The organism is Streptomyces sp. NPDC014889, assembly GCF_043081205.1.
In the GTDB taxonomy this organism is placed as follows: Bacteria; Actinomycetota; Actinomycetes; order Streptomycetales; family Streptomycetaceae; genus Streptomyces.
On record NZ_JBIBWH010000004.1, the window covers coordinates 192,243 to 216,650 of the forward strand.

Genomic DNA, 24,408 nt, shown 5'->3' on the forward strand with positions numbered 1-24,408 from the left:
GATGAGCATTCGGTTCACTGCGAAGGCTTGTAGGGGGTTGGTCGCGTTGACCGTCGCGGCCGGGGTGGCCCTTGGTGCGGCCGGTTGCGGTGGCGACGACAAGAAGCCGGATGCGTCGGCATCCGCCTCCAAAGGCAGCGGATCCAAGCCGAACGCTCAGGAACGACAAGACGACGCACCCCTGGCCGAACTGAGGGGACCGAGCGGTCTGACCTTGAAGATCACAGCTGCCAAGCGTGACTCTGGGGGGTTCGTCACGATCAACGCCGATCTCAAGAACGACGGGAGTAAGACGGCGGTGCTCTCATCCCAGCTCACGGGCAATGAGACCGAGATTATGAGGAACGGTAGGTCCTTCGGCGGTGCCACTCTCGTGGACTCCAAGGAGAAGAAGCGCTACTACGTGCTGCGGGACACCGATGGGCGACCGCTTACCACGACCGGTGTACAGACGATCAAGTCCGGCGACACTATGCCCATCTTCTTGCAGTTCCCGGCTCCGCCGGCCAGCACGGACGAGGTCAGCTTCCAGCTTCCGACGTTCGCCGAAGCCACCATCCAGATCTCCGGGTGAGGCTCCGATGACTACCACCCGTCTCACCCTCGCCCTGACAGCCGCCGGCGTCATGGTCGCCGCGAACCTCTACGGTGCCGTGGCGGCTCGTGCCGACAGTGGTCCCAGCGTGCCCCCGGGCACCGAGCCCTCCGCCTCCGCCCCCGTGAAGGTCGACCCGAGCGATCCCGACCTCAAGCTGCCCGAGGGGGCCACCCTCGCCGAGCCCAAGGTGCTGGACATCAAGTCGGTGGTCGAAGAGCAGGGCGGTGAGGAACGCCGTGAGGACACCAACACGGACGTGACGTTCGCCCTCCAGGCCGAGGTGCTGTTCGCCAAGGACAGCGCGAAACTGAGCGACAGGGCGAAGGCACGGATCGACACCATCGCGCAGGAGATCAAGAAACAGAAAGCGAGCCAGGTCCGTGTCTTCGGCTTCACGGACAACCTCGGCACCCACGCGCACGGCGTGGTCCTGTCCAAGCAGCGCGCCAACGCCGTCCAGGACGTCCTCTCCCAGGAGCTGAACGACGCGAACATCACCTTCGACGTACGCGGTTACGCCGAGCAGTACCCCATCGCGGACAACTCCACGGAGGACGGCCGCAAGAAGAACCGCCGAGTGGAGGTCACGTTCCCCCGCACCCAGAGCTGACGGCGTGCGAGGGCCGGCCCCCGGAACCGTCCCGTGCCGCTGTTCTGTCGGCGGGGACGGTCCCGCCGAGGCACACGGATGTGGGCGGTGCTGCCGAGAGCGGCCGCCCACGCGTACTTGGTAGGCGGCCACACGGGCCTCAGGACTGGGACGCTCCGTCGGACGTACATGCCACGCATACTTGCGGTATGTCCGACGTCATGATCCGTGTGTCCGCCGAAGTCCGTGACCAGCTCGCTGCCGTGGCTGAGGCGCGGGGGATCAGTCTGCGTCGCCTCATGCAGGAAATAGCTGCTCAAACCCTGACTCCGGAGCAGATCAAGGACCGGGCCGAGCGCACCCGCGCCCTGCTCGCCAAACGGTTCGGGCATTACGTGACGGATGAGGAATCCACCGAAATGCGGTGCAAGATGCGGGTAGCCGCCGCAGCTCACCGGGCTGCTCTTGCCGGGACGGAGTCATCCGGTTGAGCCAGGTGATCGAACACTACGTACTCGCCACACCTACGGAATTGGCGGTGGGCGGCAACAAGCAGGTTTCCGGCCTCATCCACGCCGCGGCGTCGAGTGATGACGTGCGCCTGTGGGTGCCTGTTCTGGGCCTCCTGGAGGCTGAACGTGAGCGCCAGGGCGTTGTCGCCCACGCGGGTGTGCTGATGGACGTACTCGGTGTCAGAACCCGATGCTCCCCGACGGTGCACTGGTGGCCAACGTCGCGCCAGAGGCTTACGGCGGGCTCGGAGTCGGGGTCATGGACCTGAATCGTTGACGGTCGCGACTCCAGGGCACTGATCCCCACAGCAGGTGATCGGACCTCCCCGCCTTGATCTCCCGGATGAGGGTGCGGAGGGCTTCGCGGCTGTGGGTCATGGGGTGGTCCTCCTGGCCGGCGACGGCGATGTAGGCGTTGCCTTCGGTGTCGGTTCCTATGCGGAAGCAGTTGGCGCCTTCTCCGCAGAAGGGGTTTTCCCAGGTGATGGCCGGCATGGAGGTAGCTCCTTAAAGATCGGTGGCAAGCGGATGAAGTCGTGTGACGCGTCGGGGGTGAGTGCCACTGCCTCCGCCGCGGCGAGCATGACCCGGTACTTGGTGAGCTGAGTCTCCGAGTCGATGAATTCCGGCCCGTGAGTCGACCAAGTTCGGGTGGTGTCGCGTGGTCGAGCACCTGCCCGCCACACGCCGGACCACATAGAGGTTCGCGTCTCCCAATGCCTGGACCGACAGCAGGGGTTTCGGTGACGCTCGCGAGCCCGGCGGTGGCACGCGGATGTGGGCGGTCCTGCCGCGGGAGGGTGCTCGTGCGTATCCAGCGTGAGCGGGCCGCGATGCCCCCGCGGTTATTGGGTGTCCGTTTGGGTCTCCGGGCCCATGCCGGGCAAGCGGCCGTTTCCTAACCTCGGTTGGAGTCGTGCGCCAACCGGGGGGAGGGCACATGCCACGGTCGCTGTCGGCGGCATTGGTGCTCGTGCACACACTGTTCGTCGCCACCGTGCTCGGTGGGATCGGTCTGCTGCTGACGGCCGGTTCGTACGGCGCCCTCGACGGCGGTGTCGTCGCCCTCGTCGCCTACGCCGCCGCGCCCGGGGTCCTCGGCTGGTGGCTCGCCCGGCGGAGCTGGGAGGGCGGGGGCCGGGTCCGGTGGGCGCTGGTCGGCGTGCAGGTGTGGCTGATCCTCGGCGGGCTCGCCAACCTCGCCGCGGGTTCGGCCCGCGGGGGCATCCAGCTCTTCCTGCCGGTCCTCATCCTCTACTTCCTGCTTCAGTCCGAGACCCGGCAGTGGTACGAACTCCCGTTACCGGCACGGGTCGAGCGCCGTCCCTTCTCGCTCGCCCGGATGATCCGGTGGCGGGGGAGGGACGAAGGGCAGACCGCGGTCGAGTACGCCGGCCTGGTCGCGATCGTCGTCGCCATCGTGCTCGCGCTGGTGGTCAGCGGGCTCGGCACGCAGATCTTCACGAGCATCGAGGCCCAGGTCTGCAAGGTCGCGGGGATGGGCTGCGCGGCGCCGGCGGGCAACGGCACCGGCACCCACGCCTCAGGTGACACCCATGCCTCCGGCGACACCGGCGGTACCGCGACGGGCGGTACGACCACCGATGGCGGCGATCAGTCCACCACCGGCACCACCACCGACGGCGGCGACCAGACCGCCGAAGACACCCCCACCCCCGAATCCGACAACGACACCGGCGCCCCCGACGAGAAGCCCGACGAGAAGAAGGACGACGGCTGCTTCTCCGGGTTCGGCGCCTTCTTCGGGTGTGCCGGTGATCAGCTCAAGCAGGTCGGTGAGGGCATCTTCGTCGACGGTGTCTGGGGGGACCTCACCGGGATCTGGGACATGGTCACGAACCCGGGAGACACCCTCAGCGGGATCGCCGACTACGGCAGGCAGCTCGGGCACGACTGGCTGGAGGACTCCAAGGACGCCGGGAGGAAGTGGTCGGACGGCGACTACTTCGGGGCCCTGTGGGACTGGGGCGGGGCCTCTGTGAACACCGGCGGGACGGTCCTGTGGGACATGTTCATCGGCGACGACGTGGCCGAGGACTGGAACAACGGCGAGAAGACCCGAGCCGTCTCCCACGTCATCTGGAACATCGGCTCCCTGTTCATCCCCGGCTACGACGTCGGCAAGGTCGTCGAGAAGGTGGGCGACCTCGGCAAACTCGGGAAGCTCGGCAAGCTGGGCAAGCTCGCGGAGAAGGCCACCGAGGCGGCCGAGGACGCCAGGAAGGCGGCCAAGGCGGGTGACGTCGAGGGCGCCGAGCGGGCCGCGAAGAAGGCGGACGAGGCGGCCGACGAGGCCGAGCGGAAGGCACGTGAGTCCGGCTGCGCCATCGCCGCACCCGCCCGCCGGATCCCCTACGGGAGCGGCGGGGGCACCGGCACCGGAACCACCGTCCTCGCCGCGGGCGGCCCCCGCTACGTGGTCCTCGCCCAGGAGAGCTGTGACGAGGAGGCGAAGAAGGAGGCCGCCGAGGCCCGCAAGCAGGCGGACGAGGCGGAGCGGGCGGCTGGCGCCGCCGACCTGGCGCACAGCAAGGACGCCGCGAGGAAGGCACTCGACGACGAGGGCGTCCCGCACTCCGGCAAGAACGTCGACGACTTCGCCGGCCGCGCCAAGGACCACCCCGATCCGGACAAGAAGGAGATCGGCACCAAGGACGCGACCCGGGCGCTGGACGAGATCGAGAGACTGGCGAGGACGTCGAACGTCTCCAAGGAGGCCAGGTCGACGCTCACCAGCAAGATCCTCAACGCGAAGAACGCGGACGAACTCGCCCAGGCGCGAGCCGAACTCAACGCCGTCCAGCACGCGGCCGACGCCGAGGCCGCGGCCGGTTCCACCGTCCACACCGCGGTCGGCAAGGACTTCGGCAAGACCGAGGTCGACCTCGGCAACGGCGAGAGCGTCGACATCTCCGACATCAACGACGCCGACACGCTCTACAAGGGCAAGGACGGCAAGGTCCACGTCGTGGAGGTCAAGAACACCGGCAACGCCACCATCAAGGCCGACTTCGAGCGGCAGGTCGAGGACATGGCCAGGTGGCAGGGCAAGGACGGCGCGGGCCGCGCGGTCCGGGTCGACATCGCGACCAACGACAAGTGGAGCAACATCTTCAGCGGTTACAAGAGCGGCAAGCGCGACGGTGTGAAATACAAGCCGTCGGGCAGTCCGGCGACCACACTGGCCAAGAACAACGTGCCGGTCCGGATCGCCGGACAGGACATCTCCCCGGACCGGCTCGCGAAGATGCAGGCGGAGATCGACGCGCGCAGGGCGGCGGGCACGATGGACTGGTCGAGGATGAAGACCCCGAAGGAAGCGATGGAGTACCTGGGTGTCTCGTGACGATCACCTGCTGCCGGCCGCGATGCGGGAGCTGCCGCCGCCCTGGAACGACCTGACCCACCGCCGGGCCCTCGCCCTGGCCGGACTTCCGGCCTCCGGCGCGGAGCAGGCACTGGAGGTCCTGCGGGCAGCCCTGCCTCCGCACCGGCACAGCGTGCACGACTGGGACGAGGCGCTGCGGGACGCCTACGACGACCGCGACGACCACACCCTGGACGAGGCGGACGCCTGGCTGACCCGGCTCATGCCGACCGCCGCCGACGTCACCACGGAACAGGTGGCCCGGGTCCTGGCGGAGTGGTCTCGCCTCGGCATCCCCACGGTGTCCGCCCCGCCGACGCCGGAGCAGATCCGCACCACGGCCGGGGAATGGGCCACCACGGTACGGCAGGACCTGGCCTCCGACGCCTTCGCCGTCCTCGAACGCGGTGCCCTCGCCGGGCACGAGGACGAGGCGGCCCGGCTCGCCCGGGCCTACGTCCGCGTCGGCCTGGCCGTGGAACCGGCGGTCCGCCTGCTCCTGGCCCTCGGCCGGCCGCGCGGGGAGGAGGCACTGCTGGAACTCGTGACCGACGACGAGGTCCGCGACTTCCGTCGCTACGTCCGTTCCCGGCTCCTGGTGCTGCGCCGCCCCGGCTACGAGGCCCGGGGGAGGGAGCCGGCGCGCGGCGAGGAACCCCTGCTGCCACCTGCCGTGCGGGAGCTGCCGTACGGCTGGCGCACGGGCTTCCAGTGGCCGGCCGGCCTGCCGTGGGACGCGGAGAACATCGCCCGTGCGCGGGCGGTCCTCCTGGCCTGCGCGCCGGCCGGACCGGTGACCGAACCCGTCCCCGGCCCCGCCTGGACCGGCGAAGCGGACGAGGAGCCGCCCGCCTGGCTGGACGTACGGCAGGTCATGGTGGACCTGATGCCCTGCCCGCGGCTGGTCACCAGGGAACGGATGACCGAGGCGATGCGGGAGTGCGCGCTGCTGGGCATCCCCGGCGCACCGCGGGACCCGGACGGCGAGGAGGCGGCGCGGTTCCTGACGCGGTGGGTGACCTGGATCGGCGGCTGGATCGCCGGCGCGGTCCTCACCTGGCTGGGCACGTACGTGGACGACGACGCTCTCCTCACCCCGTGGGCGTTCGAGCTCGCCGAGCGTTACGCCCGGTGCGGTGTCGCCGTGGACCAGGCCGTGGCGTTGCTGCACCGGCACGGCGCCGTGCCGTACGGCCGCGAGGCCCTCGATCGCATGGCGGCCGACGAGACGCTGCCGCGGGGGCTGCGGCGGCAGGCCGCACGGTGACCGCTCGCGCCACGACCCGGGTGCCGCCGCTACTCGGCCTCAGCCGGTCTCTGCTCGGCCTCCGCCGAAGCCTGTTCGGCCTCCACCGTCACCAGCACCCCCGCCCTCAGCCCCCACCCCGCCATCGCCCCGGCCGCCGCCTCCAGTACGTGGCGTGAGCGCGGGCGGAGCAGGCCCAGGCGGTTCGGTCTCATGGTGACGACGGTGAGGACGCGCAGGTCGCGGTCGAGGTAGGCCACGTCGATCGGGATGCGCATGCGGAAGGTGTGCACGCTGTTGGCGGGGGAGAGCAGGATCGCGCCCTCGACCGAGTCACGGCCCAACAGGCCCTTGGTGCGGGCCCGGTAGGAGGTCGCCAGCTCCAGCGGGACCGTCACCGGTGCCGCACCGTGCACGATCAGCTTTCCCCGCCCGTCGCGCCGGCGTCGTCCCATGCCGAGCCGCCCTCCGTCGAGTCCTGTAGGTCCTGTGCGCGTTGTGCCCTGCCGGCCGACCGTATCGGCGGGGCGGTGGGCCTCGCATGGGTCCACGGGCCCATGACCCCCGCGCACACCGCGGTTAGGGTCCCGGCGTGCGCGTACTTGTGACCGTCGTGGCCGCGCTGTGGGGCGCGGGGACCGGGCTGCTGCTGCCCCGGGCCGCCCACCGGCTGTCGGTCGGCGCCGGGGAGGCGTGGCTCGCCCGGTGCCCGGGCGGGCATCCGATCACCGGCGCGTTCGGGGGCTGGGTGGGCCGGGCCCGCTGCACGGGCGCGGTGGCCGGATGCGGACCGTACGGACCGGACGCCCGAGGCACCGCCGCCCTGACCGCGCTCGTCTGCGCCGCGCTCGCCGCCGCCACCGGGCCGCGCCCCGAGGCGGCGGTCTGGCTGCTGGCCGCGCCGGCCGGCGTCCTGCTGGCGCTCGTCGACCTCCGTGTGCACCGGCTCCCGGACGTGCTGACGCTGCCGCTGGCCGCCGCGACCGTCGCCCTGCTCAAAGTCGCCGCCGCACTGCCCGCCGCCGCGGGCTCATGGCTCACCGCCGTGCTCGGCGGACTCGCCCTCGGCGCCACGTACTTCGTGCTGTTCCTGGTCAACCCGGCCGGCATGGGCTTCGGCGACGTCAAACTCGCCCTGGCGCTCGGCGCGGCACTCGGCTGGTACGGCTGGCCGGTCCTCGTCGTCGGCGCCTTCGCCGGACTGCTCTACGGCGCCGGCTACGGCCTGGGTCTTGTGGTACTGCGCCGGGCGAGCCGCAAGTCGGCCATCGCGCTGGGGCCGTTCATGCTCGGCGGGGCGCTGACGGGGCTGCTCCTGGGGGCGTTCGCGGCGAGGTGAGGGCAGGGGCGGCCGGGCAGCGGGGAACGGCGACAGGCCCGGACCCTGTTGCCCGGCCGCACGGCGGACTCGGCGCCGGGGCCGTCCCGCGAGCCGAACCCCCTACGTCGCCGGAGCCGCGCCCGCCGCCACACGGCGCCCCCGACCGCCCGTAATGGGGAGGCGGCGGATGACCGTCTTCGGGCAGGATCACTCGCATGGCAGACCGTCAGCCCCAGCCCCGTCCCGGCCGCTCCTTCGAGGACCTCGTCGCCGAGGGGGCCGCCGCTCCCACCGAGGGCTGGGACTTCTCGTGGTTCGCGGGGAGGGCCACGGAGCAGCGGCCCTCCTGGGGGTACGCCGTCTCGATGGCCGCCCGGCTGGCCGGGGCCCGCGCCGTGCTCGACGTGCAGACCGGCGGCGGGGAGGTCCTCGACTTCGCGCTCGGGCGGGCCGCGGCCGCGCCCGCGCTGCTCGCCGCCACCGAGGGCTGGCCGCCGAACGTGGCGGGGGCCACCGCGCTGCTCCGCCCTCGGGGCGTCGTGGTCGTCGACTCCCCGGAGGACGCGCCGCTGCCGTTCGCAGACGCGGCCTTCGACCTCGTCGTCAGCCGGCATCCCGTACGCCCGCACTGGACCGAGATCGCCCGTGTCCTGGAGCCCGGCGGGACGTACTTCGCGCAGCACGTCGGGCCGGGCAGCGTCTTCGAACTCGTCGAGTACTTCCTCGGGCCCCAACCGGAGGAGTCGCGTCAGGCCCGCCATCCCGGGCGCGAGCGCGCGGACGCGCGGGCGGCCGGTCTCCAGGTCGTCCACCTGCGCGCCGAACGCCTGCGCATGGAGTTCCACGACATCGGCGCCGTCGTGCACTTCCTGCGCAAGGTGGTCTGGATGGTCCCCGGGTTCACAGTCGAGGCCTACGAGCCCCGGCTGCGGGCGCTGCACGAACGGATCGAGGCGCGCGGACCGTTCGTGGCGCACAGCACACGTCACCTTTTCGAGGCCCGCAGGGCGGGTTGAACGGGGCCCCGGGGCGCCTGTTCCCACATCGTTACCGCCTGCCTCTCGCGTCACCCTTTCAGCCGCCCATAAAGTTCAGACCAAGGGAATTCGCGTGAGCAAAGCCGCGCGGTCGGTGCCGCGCGGTGGAGGGGGCTGCGCGGCGCCGCGGCCCCTGAGGGGCGGCATCCGCCCGGCCCGTGGGTCGGTGCGGGGCGGTGCCGCCGACGTCAAGCGGGCGTGCGCGACGGGGTCGCCCTTGGGAGGGATCCGGGGGCAACACGCCGTGCGACCCCCAAAAGGCCGAGCCTCTTCGCTTCTCGCCGGACGCTGACGGTTTCACCGCGGATTCCGTCGGGATCCGGCCATGATCAGGGGTGGAATGACGGGTTCCGGCGTCCCCGCGCGCTCTCCATGCGTTGCCGCGTGACTTCGGAGAGTAGTTTTGTCGCGTCTAAGCACCCGCCGGCCCTTACGAAGGGTTATGGTGGAAACCCCCCCTCGGGCCGGTCCGTCTCCCCCCCACGGACCGGCCCGTTTTCTTTGCCCCCTCGGTTCGCCGCGTCCACCGCGAAGGCCGTGTCCGGCGCACCCGTCCGGCGCAGGAATCCGCTGTACACGCCCGCCGTACGCGCCCGGCGCACGCGTCCGATGCACCAGGGCGCGCACAGCGCCCTGTTGAGGGACGCTGGGAATGCCGGGGGTAGGCTTCGCCCCCGGGGACCGCCATACGGACCAGGCCGCCGCACGGACAGGGAACGCCCCCGGCCGCGCCTGTCCGTCCATACGGAGGGGCTGACGAACACGTGAACCTGCGCGACAAGCTGCGCGGCCTGCTGGTCAGGCTGTACGCACGCCGGGTGGAGGGCCACCTGGACCCCGCTCAGGTGCCCAAGCACATCGGCGTCATCATGGACGGCAACCGGCGCTGGGCGAAGGCCGCCGGCTCGACCGCCGCCCAGGGCCACCGGGCCGGCGCGGACAAGATCGAGGAGTTCCTCGGCTGGTGCACCGAGACGGACGTCGAGGTCGTCACGCTCTGGCTGCTCTCCACGGACAACTTCGAGCGGCCGCAGGAGGAGCTCGTCCCGCTCCTCGGCATCATCGAGGACGTCGTGCGCACCCTGGCCGCCGACGGCCGCTGGCGCGTCCACCACGTCGGCACCATGGACCTGCTGCCGCCGGTCATGCAGACCACCCTCAAGGAGGCCCAGGAGGCCACCGCCCACGTCGACGGGATAGTCGTCAACGTCGCCATCGGCTACGGAGGCCGGCAGGAGATCGCCGACGCCGTGCGCTCCATGCTCGTCGACGCCCGCGACCAGGGCACCTCCATGGAGGATCTCGCCGAGTCCGTCGACGTCGAGATGATCGGCCGCCACCTGTACACCAAGGCCCAGCCCGACCCCGACCTGGTCATCCGCACCAGCGGGGAGCAGCGGCTGTCCGGATTCATGCTCTGGCAGACGGCCCACTCCGAGTACTACTTCTGCGAGGTCTTCTGGCCGGCCTTCCGCAAGGTCGACTTCCTGCGCGCGCTGCGCGACTACGCGGCCCGCCACCGCCGCTACGGCGGCTGAGGGCATACCCCTTCCGTCACCCGGGTGCCACCTCTTCACCAGGAGTTCATCCCTGCGCCGTTCCGCGTATTTGCATGACGGCGCATCTTCGAGGGCATAAGGCAAACAGGTCGACACCCGAACCACGGGTGTCGGATCTCAGCGGGCGGCTCGGGGCCGTCCGCCCGGGAGGCCCTTTGTACGAGCCCGACCGTGTGGTCACAGCACGGACGAAGACCTGGAGGGCCGGTTCGCGGCCCGTCGTGTGCGGGGGCCGCCGACCGGTCGGCTTGCACCCGCCCACCCAGCCGGGCCTCCACCTCGTCGCTCCCCGACCTCATCCGAGGGGGTACGTCCTTCCGTGGTGACCAGCACAAAGCGCCACAAGCCAGACCGGCGCACCTACGTCCTCGACACCAGCGTCCTGCTGGCGGACCCGAACGCCCTGGCCCGCTTCGACGAGCACGAGGTCGTGCTCCCCGTCGTCGTGGTCACGGAACTGGAGGCCAAGCGGCACCATCCGGAACTCGGCTACTTCGCCCGACAGGCCCTGCGCCTGCTGGACGACTACCGGGTCCGGCACGGTCGCCTCGACGCCCCCATCCCGATCGGGGACCTCGGCGGAACGATCCGGGTCGAGCTCAACCACTCGGACCCCAGCGTGCTGCCCACGGGCTACCGCCTGGGGGACAACGACTCCCGCATCCTCGCGGTCGCCCGCAATCTCCAGGCGGAGGGGTACGACGTCACCGTCGTCTCGAAGGACCTGCCGCTGCGCATCAAGGCGTCCTCCGTCGGCCTGCTGGCCGAGGAGTACCGCGCGGAGCTCGCCATCACCGACTCCTCCGGCTGGACCGGAATGTCCGAACTCACCCTGCCGGGTGAACAGGTGGACATTCTCTTCGAGGAGGGGCACCTCCACGTACCGGAGGCGGCCGAACTGCCCGTGCACACCGGTCTGACGATCCAGTCCGAGCGGGGCAGGGCACTGGGCCGCGTCACGCCCGAGGGCGGGGTCCGCCTGGTGCGCGGCGACCGGGAGGCGTTCGGCATCAAGGGGCGCAGCGCGGAGCAGCGGATCGCCCTCGACCTGCTGCTCGACCCGGACGTCGGGATCGTGTCGATGGGCGGCCGGGCCGGCACCGGAAAGTCGGCGCTGGCGCTGTGCGCGGGTCTGGAGGCGGTGCTGGAGCGCCGTCAGCACCAGAAGGTGATGGTCTTCCGTCCGCTGTACGCCGTCGGCGGTCAGGAGCTCGGCTATCTGCCGGGCACCGAGGCGGAGAAGATGAACCCCTGGGCGCAGGCGGTCTTCGACACGCTGTCGGCGGTCACGTCCCGGGAGGTCATCGAGGAGGTCACCGCGCGCGGGATGCTGGAGGTGCTGCCGCTCACCCACATCCGCGGCCGCTCGCTGCACGACGCGTTCGTGATCGTGGACGAGGCCCAGTCGCTGGAGCGGAACGTCCTGCTCACCGTGCTGTCCCGGATCGGGGCCAATTCGCGGGTGGTTCTGACCCATGACGTGGCGCAGCGGGACAATCTGCGGGTCGGCCGCTACGACGGTGTCGTCGCGGTGGTGGAGAAGCTGAAGGGCCATCCGCTCTTCGCGCACGTGACGCTGACCCGGTCCGAGAGGTCCCAGATCGCGGCCCTCGTGACCGAAATGCTGGAGGACGGGCACATCTGATCCCATTCGTCCACCCGGGAGGGTGGTGCGGGAGTTGGCGCCGTCCGGCAAAGGCCTGAGCCTAGCCGGGCGGCGTCCGCGTTCGCGGGCGTTCGGGAAAATCCTCTGGGCCGAACAAGGTGTGAGCTTTCACACGCAACTCAGAATTGCCTTGCGGCGTTGAGTTACGGCAGAGTCTCACTCCTGTCAGGCCCCGCATACGACACATCTGTACCCCCTGGGGGAACCGCGCAGGCGTCAAGCCCTGGGGGACGTACGGCACACCTGAAACAACGCGCTTTCAACTCCATAGCGTCGTCGTATGCCGCCCGAGCACCACGCGGCGCTTCCCTCGCGGGAGTTGCCCACCGGGCCCGTGCCTCCCGTGACCCCGCAGTTGGGAGGCCAGCGCCAGGGGCACGATTGCGTCCGCCAGGGTCACCGAAGCGGGCGATGCTGGAAGGAAACCGTGTGAGCCGGATCTCGGTCCGGGGATTCGCAGTGGCCTCGGCCACCGCGGTCACCGCTGTCGGAAGCGTCGTCGGCGTTGCCACGGGCAGCACCGCGCAGAACAACGACGCCGAGGCGATGGCAGCCGACGCGACGCTTCTCGCGGACATACCCGTTGGTCAGCAGGCCCAGGTGCAGACCGCCTCCCTGACGCAGCAGGCCGACGCCCAGGCCATCGCCGCGGACGCGAGCGCCAAGAAGGAGGCCGAGCAGGCCGCCCGCAAGGCCGCCGCCCAGACGGCGATCGCCAAGAAGGCGGAGGCGGAGAGGGCCGAGAAGGAAGCCAAGGAGCGTGAGGAGCTCAAGGCGGCGGCCAGCCGTGCCGCGAGCCGCGACGCCTCCAGCTTCCCGGTGCAGAGTTCGTACACGGTCGCGCAGATCCAGGCGATGGCGAGCTCGATGGTGCCCGCCGGCCAGTTCCAGTGCTTCAGCAACATCGTGAACCACGAGTCGAGCTGGAACTACCGGGCGGTCAACCCCTCCTCCGGCGCGTACGGCCTGTTCCAGGCGCTGCCCGGCTCCAAGATGTCCTCCGTGGGCGCCGACTGGCAGACCAACCCGGCCACCCAGATCAAGTGGGGCCTCAACTACATGGACAGCCGCTACGGCAGTCCCTGCGACGCGTGGAACTTCTGGCAGGCCAACCACTGGTACTGAGCCGGACCGCCGCCGCACTCAACCTCCGCACAGCCCCTCCCCGTCCTAGGGGGAGGGGCTGTTGCCCTGTACGGTCGGACCGGACGACTCCAGGGGGGAGTGGTGGGGACAGACGGGGGAAGAGGACGGATCATGTCGCGAGTGCCAGGGTGGCTCGGCCGGCTCGGCGCCGGACTCACCGAAATGGGTGAGCGGTTGGACGAGCGCCGCGCCGAGGTGGAGAAGGACCACACCGACCCTTCCGACCACACCGACCCTTCCGGCCACGCCGGGCCGGAGCCGGACGTGGATCCGCAGCCGCTGCCGGACACGACGGTCGCGGGCCCCGCCCGGTCCGATCCCGCCCAGGCCGTGCCGTGGGGCGTACGGGTGGCGGCGGAGGCCGGCTGGCGGCTGCTGGTGCTCGCGGGCACCGTGTGGGTGCTGATGCGCGCCATCAGCGCCATCCAGTTGGTGGTGCTGGCGTTCGTGACCGCGCTGCTCATCACGGCGCTGCTCCAGCCGACGGTGGCGTGGCTGAGGCGGCACGGGCTGCCGCGCGGGCCTGCCACCGCGCTCACCGCGGTTCTCGGCTTCGTCATCATGGGGCTGATCGGGTGGTTCGTGACCTGGCAGGTCATGGAGAACATCGACACGCTCTCCAGCCAGATCCAGGACGGCATCGACCAACTGCGCAAGTGGCTGCTGGACAGCCCGTTCCATGTGACCGACAAGCAGATCAACCAGATAGCGAAGAACCTGCGGGACGCGATCGGCGCCAACACCGACCAGATCACCTCGGCCGGCCTTCAGGGCGTCACGGTGATCGTGGAGGCGCTGACCGGGATCCTGCTGACGGTCTTCTCCACGCTGTTCCTGCTCTACGACGGCCGGCGCATCTGGGAGTGGACGCTGAAGCTGGTGCCGGCGGCGGCGCGTCCGGGTGTGGCCGGCGCCGGTCCGCGGGCCTGGCGCACGCTGACCGCGTACGTGCGCGGCACGGTGATCGTGGCGCTGATCGACGCGATCTTCATCGGCCTCGGGGTCTACTTCCTCAATGTGCCGATGGCGGTGCCGCTGGCCGTCTTCATCTTCCTGTTCGCCTTCATCCCGCTGGTGGGCGCCGTGATGTCGGGCGCGCTGGCGGTGGTCGTGGCCCTGGTCACCCAGGGCGTCTTCACCGCGGTGATGGTCCTGGTGGTGGTGCTGCTGGTGCAGCAGCTCGAGGGCCATGTGCTGCAACCGTTCATCCTGGGCCGCGCCGTGCGGGTGCATCCGCTGGCGGTGGTCCTCTCGGTAGCCGCGGGCGGGCTGATCGCGGGGATCGGCGGCGCGGTGGTGGCGGTGCCGCTGGTGGCGGTGACGAACACGGTGGTCGGATATCTGCGGGCCTACGCGCGGGAGCAGGAGCGGCGTCAGACCCGGGTGCCCGCGGCGGCTCCCGCGGAGCCGGTCACCGCGGCGTCCGGCTCGGGGAGCCACGACTCGGGCGGTTCGGAACCGAGCTGAAACCGGCGAACCCCGTCCACCCTCAGGGGTGGACGGGGTTCGGCCGTGCGGTGCGCGTTACTGCGCGAGGGCCGCTTCCGCGTCGAGGGTCGTCGCGACGGCCTGGACCACCGCGGCGATCTTGAACGCCTCCTGGACGACCTCGCGCTCCACGCCGGCCTTGCGCAGGACCTGTTCGTGGGAGTCGAGGCACATGCCGCAGCCGTTGATGGCGGAGACAGCGAAGGACCACAGCTCGAAGTCGACCTTGTCGACACCGGGGTTGCCGATGACGTTCATCCGCAGACCGGCCCGCAGGGTGCCGTACTCCTGGTCGGACAGGAGGTGGCGGGTGCGGTAGAAGACGTTGTTCATCGCCATGACGGCCGCCGCGGCCTTCGCCGCGGTGTACGCCTCCGGCGACAGGTTCGCCTTCGCCTCCGGCTCCAGCTCACGCAGGACGATCGGCGAGCGCGAGGCGATCGCCGTCGCCAGCACCGTGCCCCACAGCTGCTGCGCGGGCAGGTCGCTGTTGCCGATGACCGAGCCCAGGTTGAGCTTCAGGTCCTTGGCGTAGTCCGGGACGGCGGACTTCAGGGAGTCCAGGGACATGGGGTCACTCACCCGCCAGCAGGGCGACCGGGTCGAGGGTCTCGTCGCCCTTGGTCCAGTTGCAGGGGCACAGCTCGTCCGTCTGGAGGGCGTCCAGGACCCGCAGGACCTCCTTGGGGTTACGGCCGACCGAGCCCGCCGTCACCATGGAGAACTGGATCTCGTTGTTCTGGTCGACGATGAAGACCGCGCGCTTGGCGAAGCCCTCCTCGCCCTCGATGCCGAGGTCGCGCATGAGCTCGTGCTTGGAGTCCGCCATCATCGGGAACGGCAGGTCGCGCAGGTCGTCGTGGTCCTTGCGCCAGGCGTGGTGCACGAACTCGGAGTCGCCGGAGAAGCCGAGGACCTGGGCGTCACGGTCGGCGAACTCGTCGTTCAGCTTGCCGAAGGCGGCGATCTCGGTCGGGCACACGAAGGTGAAGTCCTTGGGCCAGGCGAAGACGACCTTCCACTTGCCCTCGTAGGTCTTGTGGTCGATCGTCTCGAACTCCTTGCCCTTCTCCAGCGAGACGCAGGCGGTCAGTTCGAACTCGGGGAACTTGTCACCGACAGTGAGCACGCGCTCTCCTTGCAGCGAGGAAACACCGGTCGTGCTGGTGTTTCCCATGGGTTGGACGATGCTGATGTTGGCACACGGTGCATTGATTACAGAAATAGCTACACTCGGTCGGGTTGATCGGAGGTAGTTATCAGTGACCGTCGGTAATACCGGAAAGCGCAGGCAGCCCAGCCTGTCCCAGTTGCGGGCCTTCGCCGCCGTCGCGGAGCATCTGCACTTCCGGGACGCCGCCGCGGCGATCGGCATGAGCCAGCCGGCCCTCTCCGGGGCCGTCTCCTCGCTGGAGGAGGCACTCGGTGTCACCCTGCTGGAGCGTACGACGCGCAAGGTGCTGCTCTCACCCGCCGGTGAACGGCTCGCCGTCCGGACGAGGGCCGTGCTCGACGAGGTCGGCGCCCTGCTGGAGGAGGCCGAGGCCGTCCGGGCGCCCTTCACCGGCGTACTGCGGCTCGGTGTCATCCCCACCGTCGCGCCCTATCTGCTGCCCACCGTGCTGCGGCTCGTCCACGACCGCTACCCCGACCTCGACCTCCAGGTCCACGAGGAGCAGACCGCCAGCCTGCTGGACGGACTCGCCGCCGGGCGGCTCGACCTGCTGCTCCTCGCCGTCCCGCTGGGCATGCCCGGCGTCGTCGAACTCCCCTTGTTCGATGAGGACTTCGTCCTGGTCACCCCGCTCGACCACCGGCTCGGCGGCCGGGAGGGCATAGCGCGCGAGGCCCTGAAGGAGCTCAATCTGCTGCTGCTCGACGAGGGGCACTGCCTGCGCGACCAGGCGCTGGACATCTGCCGCGAGGCCGGGCGCGAGAACGCGCCGGTGACGACGACCGCCGCGGGGCTGTCCACCCTTGTCCAGCTCGTCGCCGGCGGCCTCGGCTGCACCTTGCTGCCCCGTACCGCCCTCAGGGTCGAGACCTCCCGCAACAGGGAGCTCCTCACCGGCTATTTCGCCGACCCCGCCCCCTCCCGCCGCATCGCCCTGGCCATGCGCGGGGGCGCGGCCCGCGCCGCCGAGTACCGGGAACTGGCCGCCGCCCTGCGCGCGGACCTGCGGCCCCTGCCGGTGCGGGTGCTGGGCGACGGCCAGGACTGAGCCCCGGGTGCGGGGCCCGGTCCCGGGTCGCTCCAGGGTGCTCACTCCGTGCGCAGGCCCTCGGGGCGCATCAGGCGCAGCAGCGGCGGAAGGCTGAGCAGGGTGACCGTGACGACGACTCCCGCGCCCATGCCGGTCATCGCCAGCACGCTCGGCCAGTGCACGGACACCGTCGTGTTGGTCATTCTCAGCAGCACCGCCCCCAGCGTCATCCCCACCGCCGCGGCCAGCAGCAGGCCGAGCATGACCGGGATCGCCGTCTGCCACAGCACCGACAGGCTCAGCGTGCGCCGCCGGGTGCCGAAGGCGACCAACGCCGACAGCAGCTTCTTCCGCTCCCGCAACTGCTCCAGCTGCGACACCAGCAGGCTCGCCCCGATCAGCAGCAGCACACAGGTCGCGCCGACGAACAGTCCGGTGCGGATGGAGGCGAACTTCTTCGACTCCTCGGTGGCGACCCACACGTAGGTGTTCGTCATCGGGTCGACCGCCGCCGCCGTGTTGCGGACGTACTCGTGCACGTTCGGCACCGACTGGTCGATCGACAGGTAGACCGATCCCCCGACCGCCGCGGCCGCCCCCGCGGGCACCGCGGCCGGCGTCATGAGAAGGCCGCTGCGCCTGTCTCCCCTCGGGTCCTCGACCGAGCGGGCCGGCTTGAGGGTGCCCGGGACGGTCCACGGGGACTCCGTGATCTGATCCAGACCCGAGGAGGCGTCGAAGTACAGCTTGCGGCCGGGCCTGGCCAGCTTCTCGGTGTCGGCGTCGAACTGGCCGCCGCTGAGGGCGAAGACGTCCCCGTCGCGGCAGGAGGACATGCGCGCCACCTCGCGCAGGGAGACGCAGTCGCCGATCGTCACCGTGGCCGAGACAGGATCCTCCTCCTCGCTCTTCCAGGACGTGTCGCTTACCGATCCCTCGGAGAGCACCGTGGCCTTCCGCACGCCCTTCGTGGCCGAGAACTTCTCGACGGCCCCGGTGAGGGTGGAGCCCCGCGGCGCCATGACCTCCATCTGGGCCCGGAAGAGATTCTTCCCGGAGTCCTTGGTGTAGTCGCTCTGCACCCCCGCGAAGAGCATCTGGAGCGCGATGGCCCCGGCCACCGCGACCGCGATGCCGCTGACCAGGCGTGCCGCCGTACCGCTGCTCAACTGAAGCCGTCGTACCGCCAGTTGCCAGGCCACTTGGCCCCCGCCGAGCCGGGCGACGACGGTCTCCACGACCCATGGCAGCAGCGCGGTCACCCCGACCAGCAGCAGGGTCACGCCGCCGATCACCAGATACTGGTTGAAGTCCCCGTTGCCCCGGCCCTGGCCGAACATCGGGGCGAGCATCGCCAGCCCCACGACGGGCAGCAGCAGCCGCCACCACAGCCGGCGCCGCGCGGGCTTCGCGGTGCGCACCACGCCCAGCGGCTCGATGACCACTCCGCGCAGCGCCAGCAGGGTGACCAGCACCGCCGCGGCCGGCACCGCGACCGCGACCAGTGCGGCCAGCCAGGGAGAGGGGTTGAGGTAGCTGGGGAAGACGCTGATGCCGACGACCTCCACGGACCCGGCAGCCTGACGTCCTATCAGGAAGAAGACGGTGCCGAGGACCAGTCCGAGCAGCGAGCCCCCCAGCGCCTCGCCGGCCGCGATCCGGCGGGTCATCAGGCTGTCGGAGCCGACCAGCCGGAGCGCGGCGAGCCTGCGGTCGCGCTGCTCGCCGCCGAACCGCACCGCCGCGGCGATGAACACGGCCACCGGCATCAGCAGCGCCACGAAGACGACCATCACGAGCAGCAGCAGCACCGGGTCCGAGCGCTCCGTCCGCTGCGGACTGCCGAACTCCTTGATCCGGGCCACCTGCCAGCCGTTGATGCGCGGCGCCAGGTTCTCCACGCCCGCGTAGTAGGCCAGTTCGCGGGAGCCGATGAGCCCGCTCTCGGCGATGGTGCCGGTCACGCGGTACGGCAGCCGCTCCCGCAGCAGCCTTCCGGAGCCGGAGTCGAGCAGTTCCCTGAGCGCGGGGGAGACCACCATCTCGCCCGGCTTCGGGTACGCGGCCACCCCCGGGGGAAGCGGCGCCCGCGGACCCTCGGGCTCCACCAGCCGTCCGCGCACCTCCTTCTCGCCGTACGTGGTGTCGATGTCCGCGATGACCAGGGTGTCGTCGGCCTTCTGCGGGGGGTTCTGGCTGTAGGTGTAGTCCTCGCGGGCCTCGCTCCGGTCGTGCCGTACCGACAGCGCGCTCGGTATCGCGGTCGTGAGCAGCAGCAGTGCCACGCCGAGCCCGACGCCGACCGCCGTGAGCACGACCCGGAGCCATCCCTCGCGTCCCCCCGTGAACGCGAACCTGGCCCCCATGCTCAGGTCGCGTGCCCTCCCCCAAGCTCTCGACTGCGCTCGAGCAGGGAGGTGCCCCCATCGCACGCTCATACGACTCGCTCCATGTCCCGGGACTTGCCGTCGCGTACGACGATCTCGCGGTCGGAGTAGGCGGCGACCCGTGCCTCGTGGGTGACCAGGACGACCGCCGCGTTGGAGGACCGGGCGGCCTCCGTGAGCAGTTCCATCACGCGCTCGCCGTTGAGCGAGTCCAGCGCGCCGGTCGGTTCGTCGGCGAACAGCACGCGCGGCTCGGTGACCAGGGCCCGGGCGACCGCGACGCGCTGGCCCTGGCCGCCGGAGACCTCGCCCGGCCGCTTCCTGCGCAGGTCGTCGACCTCCAGCCGGCGCATCCACTCCAGCGCCGCCCGCTCGGCCTCCTTGCGGGAGGTGCCGTTCAGCCTGAGCGGCAGGGCCACGTTCTCCACGCAGGTCAGCTCGGGCACCAACTGGCCGAACTGGAAGACGAAGCCGAACTCCGAGCGCCTGAGCGCGCTGCGCTGGGCGTCGGTCATGGTCGACAGCTCACGGCCGTCGTAGGTGATCGAACCCGAGTCGGGGGTGACGATCCCGGCGAGGCAGTGCAGCAGTGTGGACTTGCCGGAGCCGGAGGGGCCCATCACGGCGACGACCTCGCCGGCGTGGATGGAGAAGCCGGCGCCGTCCAGAGCGGTGGTCGGGCCGTATGCCTTGCGCAGGTTCTCGGCGGCCAGCAGGGAGCCGGGGGGAGGGGTCATCGGGCCACCTCCTCACGGAGCTTGTCGAGGCGGGCCGCGGTCAGCTCGAGCCAGCGCAGATCGGCCTCGAGGTGGAACAGGGCGTGGTCGCAGATGAGCTGGTCGGCGAGATCCCCCTTGCGCTTGCGTTCGGTCAGGATCCGCATGCTGCGCAGGTGCTCGGCGCGCTGGGTGTCGAGGACGTCGGCGGCGTCGCGGTGGGTGAGCAGCGCGAGGACGACCTTGGTGTAGAGCGTCGACTGCAGGTACAGCTCCGGCTTCTCCGGAGTGGCGAGCCACCGCTCCACGTCGGTGACGCCGGCCTCGGTGATCGCGTACCGCTTGCGCTCGGGGCCGTCGCCCGCCTCGATCCCGTCGACCTCGACGAGTCCGTTCTTCAGCAGCCGGGACATCGTCGAGTAGACCTGGCCGTAGTGCAGCGGCCGGTCGTGACCGAACTTTTCGTCGAAGGCCCGCTTCAGGTCGTAACCGTGACGCGGGCCGGACTCAAGGAGCCCCAGGAGGGTGTGACCGATGGACATGCCGGTGACTCTACACAGGGTGTATACGCAGCATGTATACACCCTGTGTCCACGTGGCGACGGAAGGGGTGATCGCGCAGGTGGGAGGCGATTGTCACGGTTCTGCTACGAGGGTCCCTCGGGTGGTCGCGGGGTGCGCGGAGGGCGGCCACGGCGTGGGAGGGGGCCGGTCCCGCCGGGCAGCCGGCCCGCCTCCGCGAGGGCGCGGCGCAGCAGGAACTCGATCTGGGCGTTGGCCGAGCGGAGCTCGTCCGAGGCCCAGCGGGCGAGCGCGTCGTGGACGGCGGGGTCCAGCCGCAGCAGCACCTGCTTGCGCTGCCGCGGCCGGCGGCCGGGCGTGGACCCTTCCTCGGTGGCGGTCACTGGTAGAGCGTCCCGGTGTTGAGCACGGGCTGCGGCGCCCGGTCCCCGCACAGCACCACCATCAGGTTGGAGACCATCGCCGCCTTGCGCTCCTCGTCCAGTTCCACGATCCCCTGCTCGGAGATCCGGGCGAGCGCCGCCTCGACCATGCCGACCGCGCCGTCCACGATCTCCCGGCGGGCCGCGACGACCGCGCCGGCCTGCTGCCGCTGGAGCATCGCCGAGGCGATCTCGGGGGCGTAGGCGAGATGCGTGAAGCGGGACTCGACGATCTGCACTCCGGCCGCCTCCACGCGCGCGTGCAGTTCGGCGGCGAGCTTCTCGGTGATCTCCTCGGCGTTGCCCCGCAGGGACAGGCCGTCCTCGTCGTGGGCGTCGTAGGGGTACTCGATGGCGATGTGCCGTACGGCCGCTTCGGTCTGGGTGGAGACGAACTCCAGGAAGTCGTCCACCTCGAAGGTGGCCTGCGCGGTGTCCCGTACCTTCCAGACCACGACCGCGGCGAGTTCGATGGGGTTGCCGTAGGCGTCGTTGACCTTGAGTACGGCGGTCTCGTGGTTGCGGACCCGGGTGGAGATCTTCGTCCGGGAGGTGAAGGGGTTCACCCAGCGCAGCCCGTCCTCGCGGATCGTGCCCCGGTAGCGGCCGAAGAGCTGGACGACCCGGGCCTCGCCCGGCGCCACCGTGTTCAGCCCGCACATCGCGAGCAGCGCGCCGATGCCGACCAGGAGCGCGACGACGATCAGCGCGGCCTTGGCGCCGGTGCCCGAGGTGTTCACACCGCCCACCAGCAGGGCCGCCGCGACCAGCAGTCCGAGGAGGCCGAGGAGCAGGGCGAGCCCGCCCCCGATGCTGTGCGCCGGGAACTCCCGCACCCGCGGTTGGGGCATCTCGGGCGCGGAGTCCTGTGCGAGGTGGTGCGGAGCGGCGGTCGCGGTGTCGTGCGCCGGCTGTGCGGGCATGGCGAATCCCCCTGGCCGTCGTGGGTCCGCCGTTGTCGCGGACCCTGATTTCTTGCTAGCTAAGTGATAACACTTTACGGCGTCGCGGCAACCCTTGGTGCCCCTGGAACGTCGGTTCCAGTGGGACAGGTGCTGATTCTCACGTCCGTAATGGGGCGGATCAGAACGTCTTTGTCATAGGCAGCGGTGTTAGCTTTCTGAGCTGACCTGGACCACGCACCTGAGTGACAGCCGAGACCGAAGCGGAGCGTACGGACCCATGGGACGAGCGGAAGAGAGACGAGCGCGACAGCGCGGTGGCCGCCGCGCGGCGCCCCAGCGCTCGTCCGGGACGCCGGCGGCCGGCATAGGTCCCGAGGGCGGCGGCAGGGTCGCGGCCCGCAGGGCCGCCCGGCCGGCCAAGGGAAAGGGCGGCCTGCGCCGCCTGTTCACCTGGAAGAAGGTCCTCGGTGCCTTCCTCGGCGTCTGCCTGCTGGGCATGGGCGCCTTCATCGTGCTGTACCTGGTGGTGGACGTACCCGAGGGCAACGCCGACGCGAAGCGCCAGAGCAACGTCTACAAGTACAGCGACGGCTCGGTCCTGGCCCGTACCGGCGAGGTCAACCGCGAGGTGGTGGACCTGTCCAAGGTGCCCAAGGCCGTCCAGCGCTGTTTCGTCGCGGCCGAGAACAAGACCTTCTACACCGACAACGGCGTCGATCTGAAGGGCACCGCCCGCGGTCTGCTCAACACGCTGAGCGGCAAGGGCGCGCAGGGCGGATCGACGATCACCCAGCAGTACGTCAAGAACTTCTACCTCAACCAGGACCAGACCGTCACGCGCAAGCTGAAGGAACTGGTCATCTCGTTGAAGGTGGACCAGCGGATGACGAAGGACGAGATCCTCGCCGGGTACATCAACACCAGCTACTACGGCCGGGGCGCCTACGGCATCCAGGCCGCCGCGCAGGCCTACTACCGCGTCGACGCCAAGGACCTCAAGGTCGAGCAGGGCGCGTACCTCGCCGCGCTGATGCAGGCTCCCAGCCAGTACGACTGGGCCGTCGCGAGCGACACCGGCAAGCGGCTCGCGCAGCAGCGCTGGAACTACGTGCTGGACAACATGGTCAAGCAGGGCTGGCTGAACGCCGGCAAGCGGCAGGCCATGAAGTTCCCCGTGCCCAAGGAACCCCGGCCCGCTCCCGGGCAGGAGGGCCAGAAGGGCTACCTGATCGCGCTGGCCAACCAGCAGCTCGAGCGGCAGTTGATGAAGGACCAGGGCCTGACCCAGGGGCAGGCGGAGCAGACTGTCGAGGCCCAGGGCTGGACCATCACCCTGAACATCGACAAGAAGAAGCAGGCCGCGCTGGAGGAGGCGGTCAAGTCCCAGCTGACCAGCAAGCTCGACCCGAAGAAGCGGCCGGTGGACAAGCACGTCCAGGCCGGTGCCGTCTCCGTCGACCCGAAGTCCGGGGAGATTCTCGCCCTGTACGGCGGCGAGGACTACTTGAAGCACTACTTCAGCAACGCGACCCGGCGGGACTTCCAGCCGGCCTCCACCTTCAAGCCGGTGATCCTGGCCGCGGCGCTGGAGGAGGACTCCAGGACCCAGGACGGCCGGCCGATCACGGCGAACACCGTCTACGACGGCACCAGCGGCCGCCAGGCCGTGGACCACGGCACCAAGGTCGGCTTCGGCCCGCCCAACGAGGACGACCGGAACTACGGGAACATCACGGTCCAGACGGCCATGAACCAGTCCGTCAACTCCGTCTTCGCGCAGATGGGCGTCGACGTGGGCATGGACAGGGTGATGGACGTCGCCGGCAAGCTCGGCATGGACACCAAGGGCATGCAGGCGGTACCGGCCCAGACCCTGGGTTCCATGGGCGCCAGCCCGCTGGAGATGGCCGGGATCTACGCCACCCTCGACAACCACGGCAAGAAGGTCACCCCGACCATCGTCAAGTCGGCCGAGCAGAAGGACCGTACGGTCAAGATGGCCGACCCGATCGGCGAGCAGGTCATCAGCCGCGAGGCCGCCGACACGGTCACCTCCGTGCTGACCGGCGTGGTCGACGACGGTACGGCCAAGACGTCGGTGCGGGACAACCCGCGGCGCAACGGCCAGCAGGTGGCGGGCAAGACGGGCACCTCCGACAAGAACCGGTCGGCCTGGTTCACCGGCTACACGCCGGACCTGGTCACCTCGGTCGGCCTGTTCGGCGAGGACCTGAAGCAGAACGGCAAGCACGTCCCGCTGTACGGGGCGGGTGGCGTGCCGCGCGTCAACGGCGGTGGCTTCCCCGCGCAGATCTGGGCCGACTACACCTTCAACGCGATGGGCGAGGTCAGCAAGTTCGACCTCGACACCAAGCAGGGTGCCGCCGTGGAGCCGTCCACGTCCCCGACGGTCTCGGAGTCGCCGAGCGAGACTCCGTCCGAGACGCCCTCGAGCACCCCGCCGACGGTGTCCGAGTCGCCCAGCGACACGCCCAGCGAGACGCCGTCGCAGACGCCGAGCCAGACACCGTCGCAGACGCCGAGCGACCCGTCGACGAGCAGGGAGCCGACGGACGGCCTCAGCGGCAGTCCGCTCCTTCCCAACGCCAACGACCAGTGAGCGGCATGCGGTGATCACCGCGAGGTGAGCAGGACGAAGGGGCGCCCGGTCCGGCCGGGCGCCCCTTGCCGTTCGTCGCCTT

Annotated in this window: 21 protein-coding genes and 1 pseudogene; 13 read left to right on the forward strand and 9 right to left on the reverse strand. The window is 70.5% G+C overall.

The genetic code is table 11. The features are described 5' to 3' along the window. The first annotated feature begins 1 nt into the window (after position 1). The 3 genes from ACF09J_RS09715 to ACF09J_RS09725 all read left to right on the forward strand — a co-directional run bounded on the left by ACF09J_RS09715 (position 2) and on the right by ACF09J_RS09725 (position 1,678). The gene (locus ACF09J_RS09715) at positions 2-574 is read left to right on the forward strand and encodes a hypothetical protein (protein ID WP_392304841.1); all 573 of its coding nucleotides are present in this window, start codon (positions 2-4) and stop codon (positions 572-574) included. A gap of 7 nt (positions 575-581) precedes the next feature. Next, on the forward strand, positions 582-1,208 hold the full coding sequence (locus tag ACF09J_RS09720) for an OmpA family protein (RefSeq protein ID WP_392304842.1): 627 nt from the start codon (positions 582-584) through the stop codon (positions 1,206-1,208). A 188-nt stretch (positions 1,209-1,396) separates the two neighbouring features. Beyond that, on the forward strand, positions 1,397-1,678 hold the full coding sequence (locus tag ACF09J_RS09725; RefSeq protein ID WP_392304843.1) for a hypothetical protein: 282 nt from the start codon (positions 1,397-1,399) through the stop codon (positions 1,676-1,678). 327 nt (positions 1,679-2,005) lie between these two features. Here the strand turns inward: ACF09J_RS09725 and ACF09J_RS09730 are convergent. Continuing rightward, positions 2,006-2,194: pseudogene (locus ACF09J_RS09730) on the reverse strand (hypothetical protein); the annotation flags it as partial. Positions 2,195-2,639: 445 nt separating this feature from the next. Between ACF09J_RS09730 and ACF09J_RS09735 the strand changes: the two are divergent. Both ACF09J_RS09735 and ACF09J_RS09740 read left to right on the forward strand, forming a co-directional pair. Next, the gene (locus ACF09J_RS09735; protein ID WP_392304844.1) at positions 2,640-5,066 is read left to right on the forward strand and encodes a hypothetical protein; all 2,427 of its coding nucleotides are present in this window, start codon (positions 2,640-2,642) and stop codon (positions 5,064-5,066) included. Continuing rightward, positions 5,056-6,354 carry a hypothetical protein gene (locus ACF09J_RS09740; RefSeq protein ID WP_392304845.1) on the forward strand — a complete coding sequence of 433 codons (1,299 nt, stop codon included), beginning with the start codon at positions 5,056-5,058 and terminating at the stop codon, positions 6,352-6,354. The genes ACF09J_RS09735 and ACF09J_RS09740 overlap by 11 nt, the downstream gene beginning before the upstream one ends. A 29-nt stretch (positions 6,355-6,383) precedes the next feature. On the opposite strand, the gene ACF09J_RS09745 is transcribed toward ACF09J_RS09740, so the two are convergent. Beyond that, complete coding sequence (locus ACF09J_RS09745; RefSeq protein WP_392304846.1) at positions 6,384-6,788, reverse strand: DUF192 domain-containing protein; 405 nt, start codon at positions 6,786-6,788, stop codon at positions 6,384-6,386. A gap of 137 nt (positions 6,789-6,925) precedes the next feature. On the opposite strand from ACF09J_RS09745, the gene ACF09J_RS09750 reads away from it, so the two are divergent. From ACF09J_RS09750 to ACF09J_RS09775, 6 genes are all read left to right on the forward strand, one after another. After that, positions 6,926-7,672, forward strand: coding sequence for a prepilin peptidase (locus ACF09J_RS09750; protein ID WP_392304847.1), 747 nt, complete (start codon positions 6,926-6,928; stop codon positions 7,670-7,672). Between the two features lie 197 nt (positions 7,673-7,869). Beyond that, the gene (locus ACF09J_RS09755; RefSeq protein ID WP_392304848.1) at positions 7,870-8,670 is read left to right on the forward strand and encodes a methyltransferase domain-containing protein; all 801 of its coding nucleotides are present in this window, start codon (positions 7,870-7,872) and stop codon (positions 8,668-8,670) included. Positions 8,671-9,455: 785 nt separating this feature from the next. Beyond that, positions 9,456-10,229, forward strand: a complete 774-nt coding sequence (locus tag ACF09J_RS09760) for an isoprenyl transferase (RefSeq protein WP_392304849.1) — start codon at positions 9,456-9,458, stop codon at positions 10,227-10,229. Positions 10,230-10,569: 340 nt separating this feature from the next. Then, positions 10,570-11,895 (forward strand): PhoH family protein, encoded by a 1,326-nt coding sequence (locus ACF09J_RS09765; RefSeq protein WP_392304850.1) that lies wholly within the window; start codon positions 10,570-10,572, stop codon positions 11,893-11,895. Positions 11,896-12,345: 450 nt separating this feature from the next. Then, on the forward strand, positions 12,346-13,041 hold the full coding sequence (locus ACF09J_RS09770; RefSeq protein ID WP_392304851.1) for a transglycosylase SLT domain-containing protein: 696 nt from the start codon (positions 12,346-12,348) through the stop codon (positions 13,039-13,041). A 132-nt stretch (positions 13,042-13,173) separates the two neighbouring features. Next, positions 13,174-14,529, forward strand: coding sequence for an AI-2E family transporter (locus ACF09J_RS09775; protein ID WP_392304852.1), 1,356 nt, complete (start codon positions 13,174-13,176; stop codon positions 14,527-14,529). A 57-nt stretch (positions 14,530-14,586) separates the two neighbouring features. Here ACF09J_RS09775 and ACF09J_RS09780 read toward each other — a convergent pair whose 3' ends face one another. Next, positions 14,587-15,120: an alkyl hydroperoxide reductase gene (locus tag ACF09J_RS09780; RefSeq protein ID WP_100571946.1), complete on the reverse strand. Its 534-nt coding sequence runs from the start codon at positions 15,118-15,120 to the stop codon at positions 14,587-14,589. 4 nt (positions 15,121-15,124) lie between these two features. Continuing rightward, positions 15,125-15,679 carry a peroxiredoxin gene (locus ACF09J_RS09785; protein WP_392304853.1) on the reverse strand — a complete coding sequence of 185 codons (555 nt, stop codon included), beginning with the start codon at positions 15,677-15,679 and terminating at the stop codon, positions 15,125-15,127. Between the two features lie 133 nt (positions 15,680-15,812). On the opposite strand from ACF09J_RS09785, the gene ACF09J_RS09790 reads away from it, so the two are divergent. Beyond that, positions 15,813-16,772: a hydrogen peroxide-inducible genes activator gene (locus ACF09J_RS09790; protein ID WP_392304854.1), complete on the forward strand. Its 960-nt coding sequence runs from the start codon at positions 15,813-15,815 to the stop codon at positions 16,770-16,772. 41 nt (positions 16,773-16,813) lie between these two features. Here ACF09J_RS09790 and ACF09J_RS09795 read toward each other — a convergent pair whose 3' ends face one another. The 5 genes from ACF09J_RS09795 to ACF09J_RS09815 all read right to left on the reverse strand — a co-directional run bounded on the left by ACF09J_RS09795 (position 16,814) and on the right by ACF09J_RS09815 (position 21,724). Next, positions 16,814-19,120: an ABC transporter permease gene (locus ACF09J_RS09795; protein ID WP_392304855.1), complete on the reverse strand. Its 2,307-nt coding sequence runs from the start codon at positions 19,118-19,120 to the stop codon at positions 16,814-16,816. Between the two features lie 68 nt (positions 19,121-19,188). Further along, positions 19,189-19,878 (reverse strand): ABC transporter ATP-binding protein, encoded by a 690-nt coding sequence (locus ACF09J_RS09800; RefSeq protein ID WP_392304856.1) that lies wholly within the window; start codon positions 19,876-19,878, stop codon positions 19,189-19,191. Next, a complete protein-coding gene (locus tag ACF09J_RS09805) occupies positions 19,875-20,399 on the reverse strand; it encodes a PadR family transcriptional regulator (RefSeq protein ID WP_392304857.1) in 525 nt (174 codons plus the stop codon). The genes ACF09J_RS09800 and ACF09J_RS09805 overlap by 4 nt, the downstream gene beginning before the upstream one ends. Positions 20,400-20,504: 105 nt before the next feature. Continuing rightward, positions 20,505-20,762, reverse strand: a complete 258-nt coding sequence (locus ACF09J_RS09810; protein ID WP_392304858.1) for a hypothetical protein — start codon at positions 20,760-20,762, stop codon at positions 20,505-20,507. Then, positions 20,759-21,724, reverse strand: a complete 966-nt coding sequence (locus ACF09J_RS09815) for an SPFH domain-containing protein (RefSeq protein WP_392304859.1) — start codon at positions 21,722-21,724, stop codon at positions 20,759-20,761. The genes ACF09J_RS09810 and ACF09J_RS09815 overlap by 4 nt, the downstream gene beginning before the upstream one ends. 259 nt (positions 21,725-21,983) lie before the next feature. On the opposite strand from ACF09J_RS09815, the gene ACF09J_RS09820 reads away from it, so the two are divergent. Next, positions 21,984-24,326, forward strand: coding sequence for a transglycosylase domain-containing protein (locus tag ACF09J_RS09820; RefSeq protein ID WP_392304860.1), 2,343 nt, complete (start codon positions 21,984-21,986; stop codon positions 24,324-24,326). Positions 24,327-24,408: the final 82 nt, after the last annotated feature.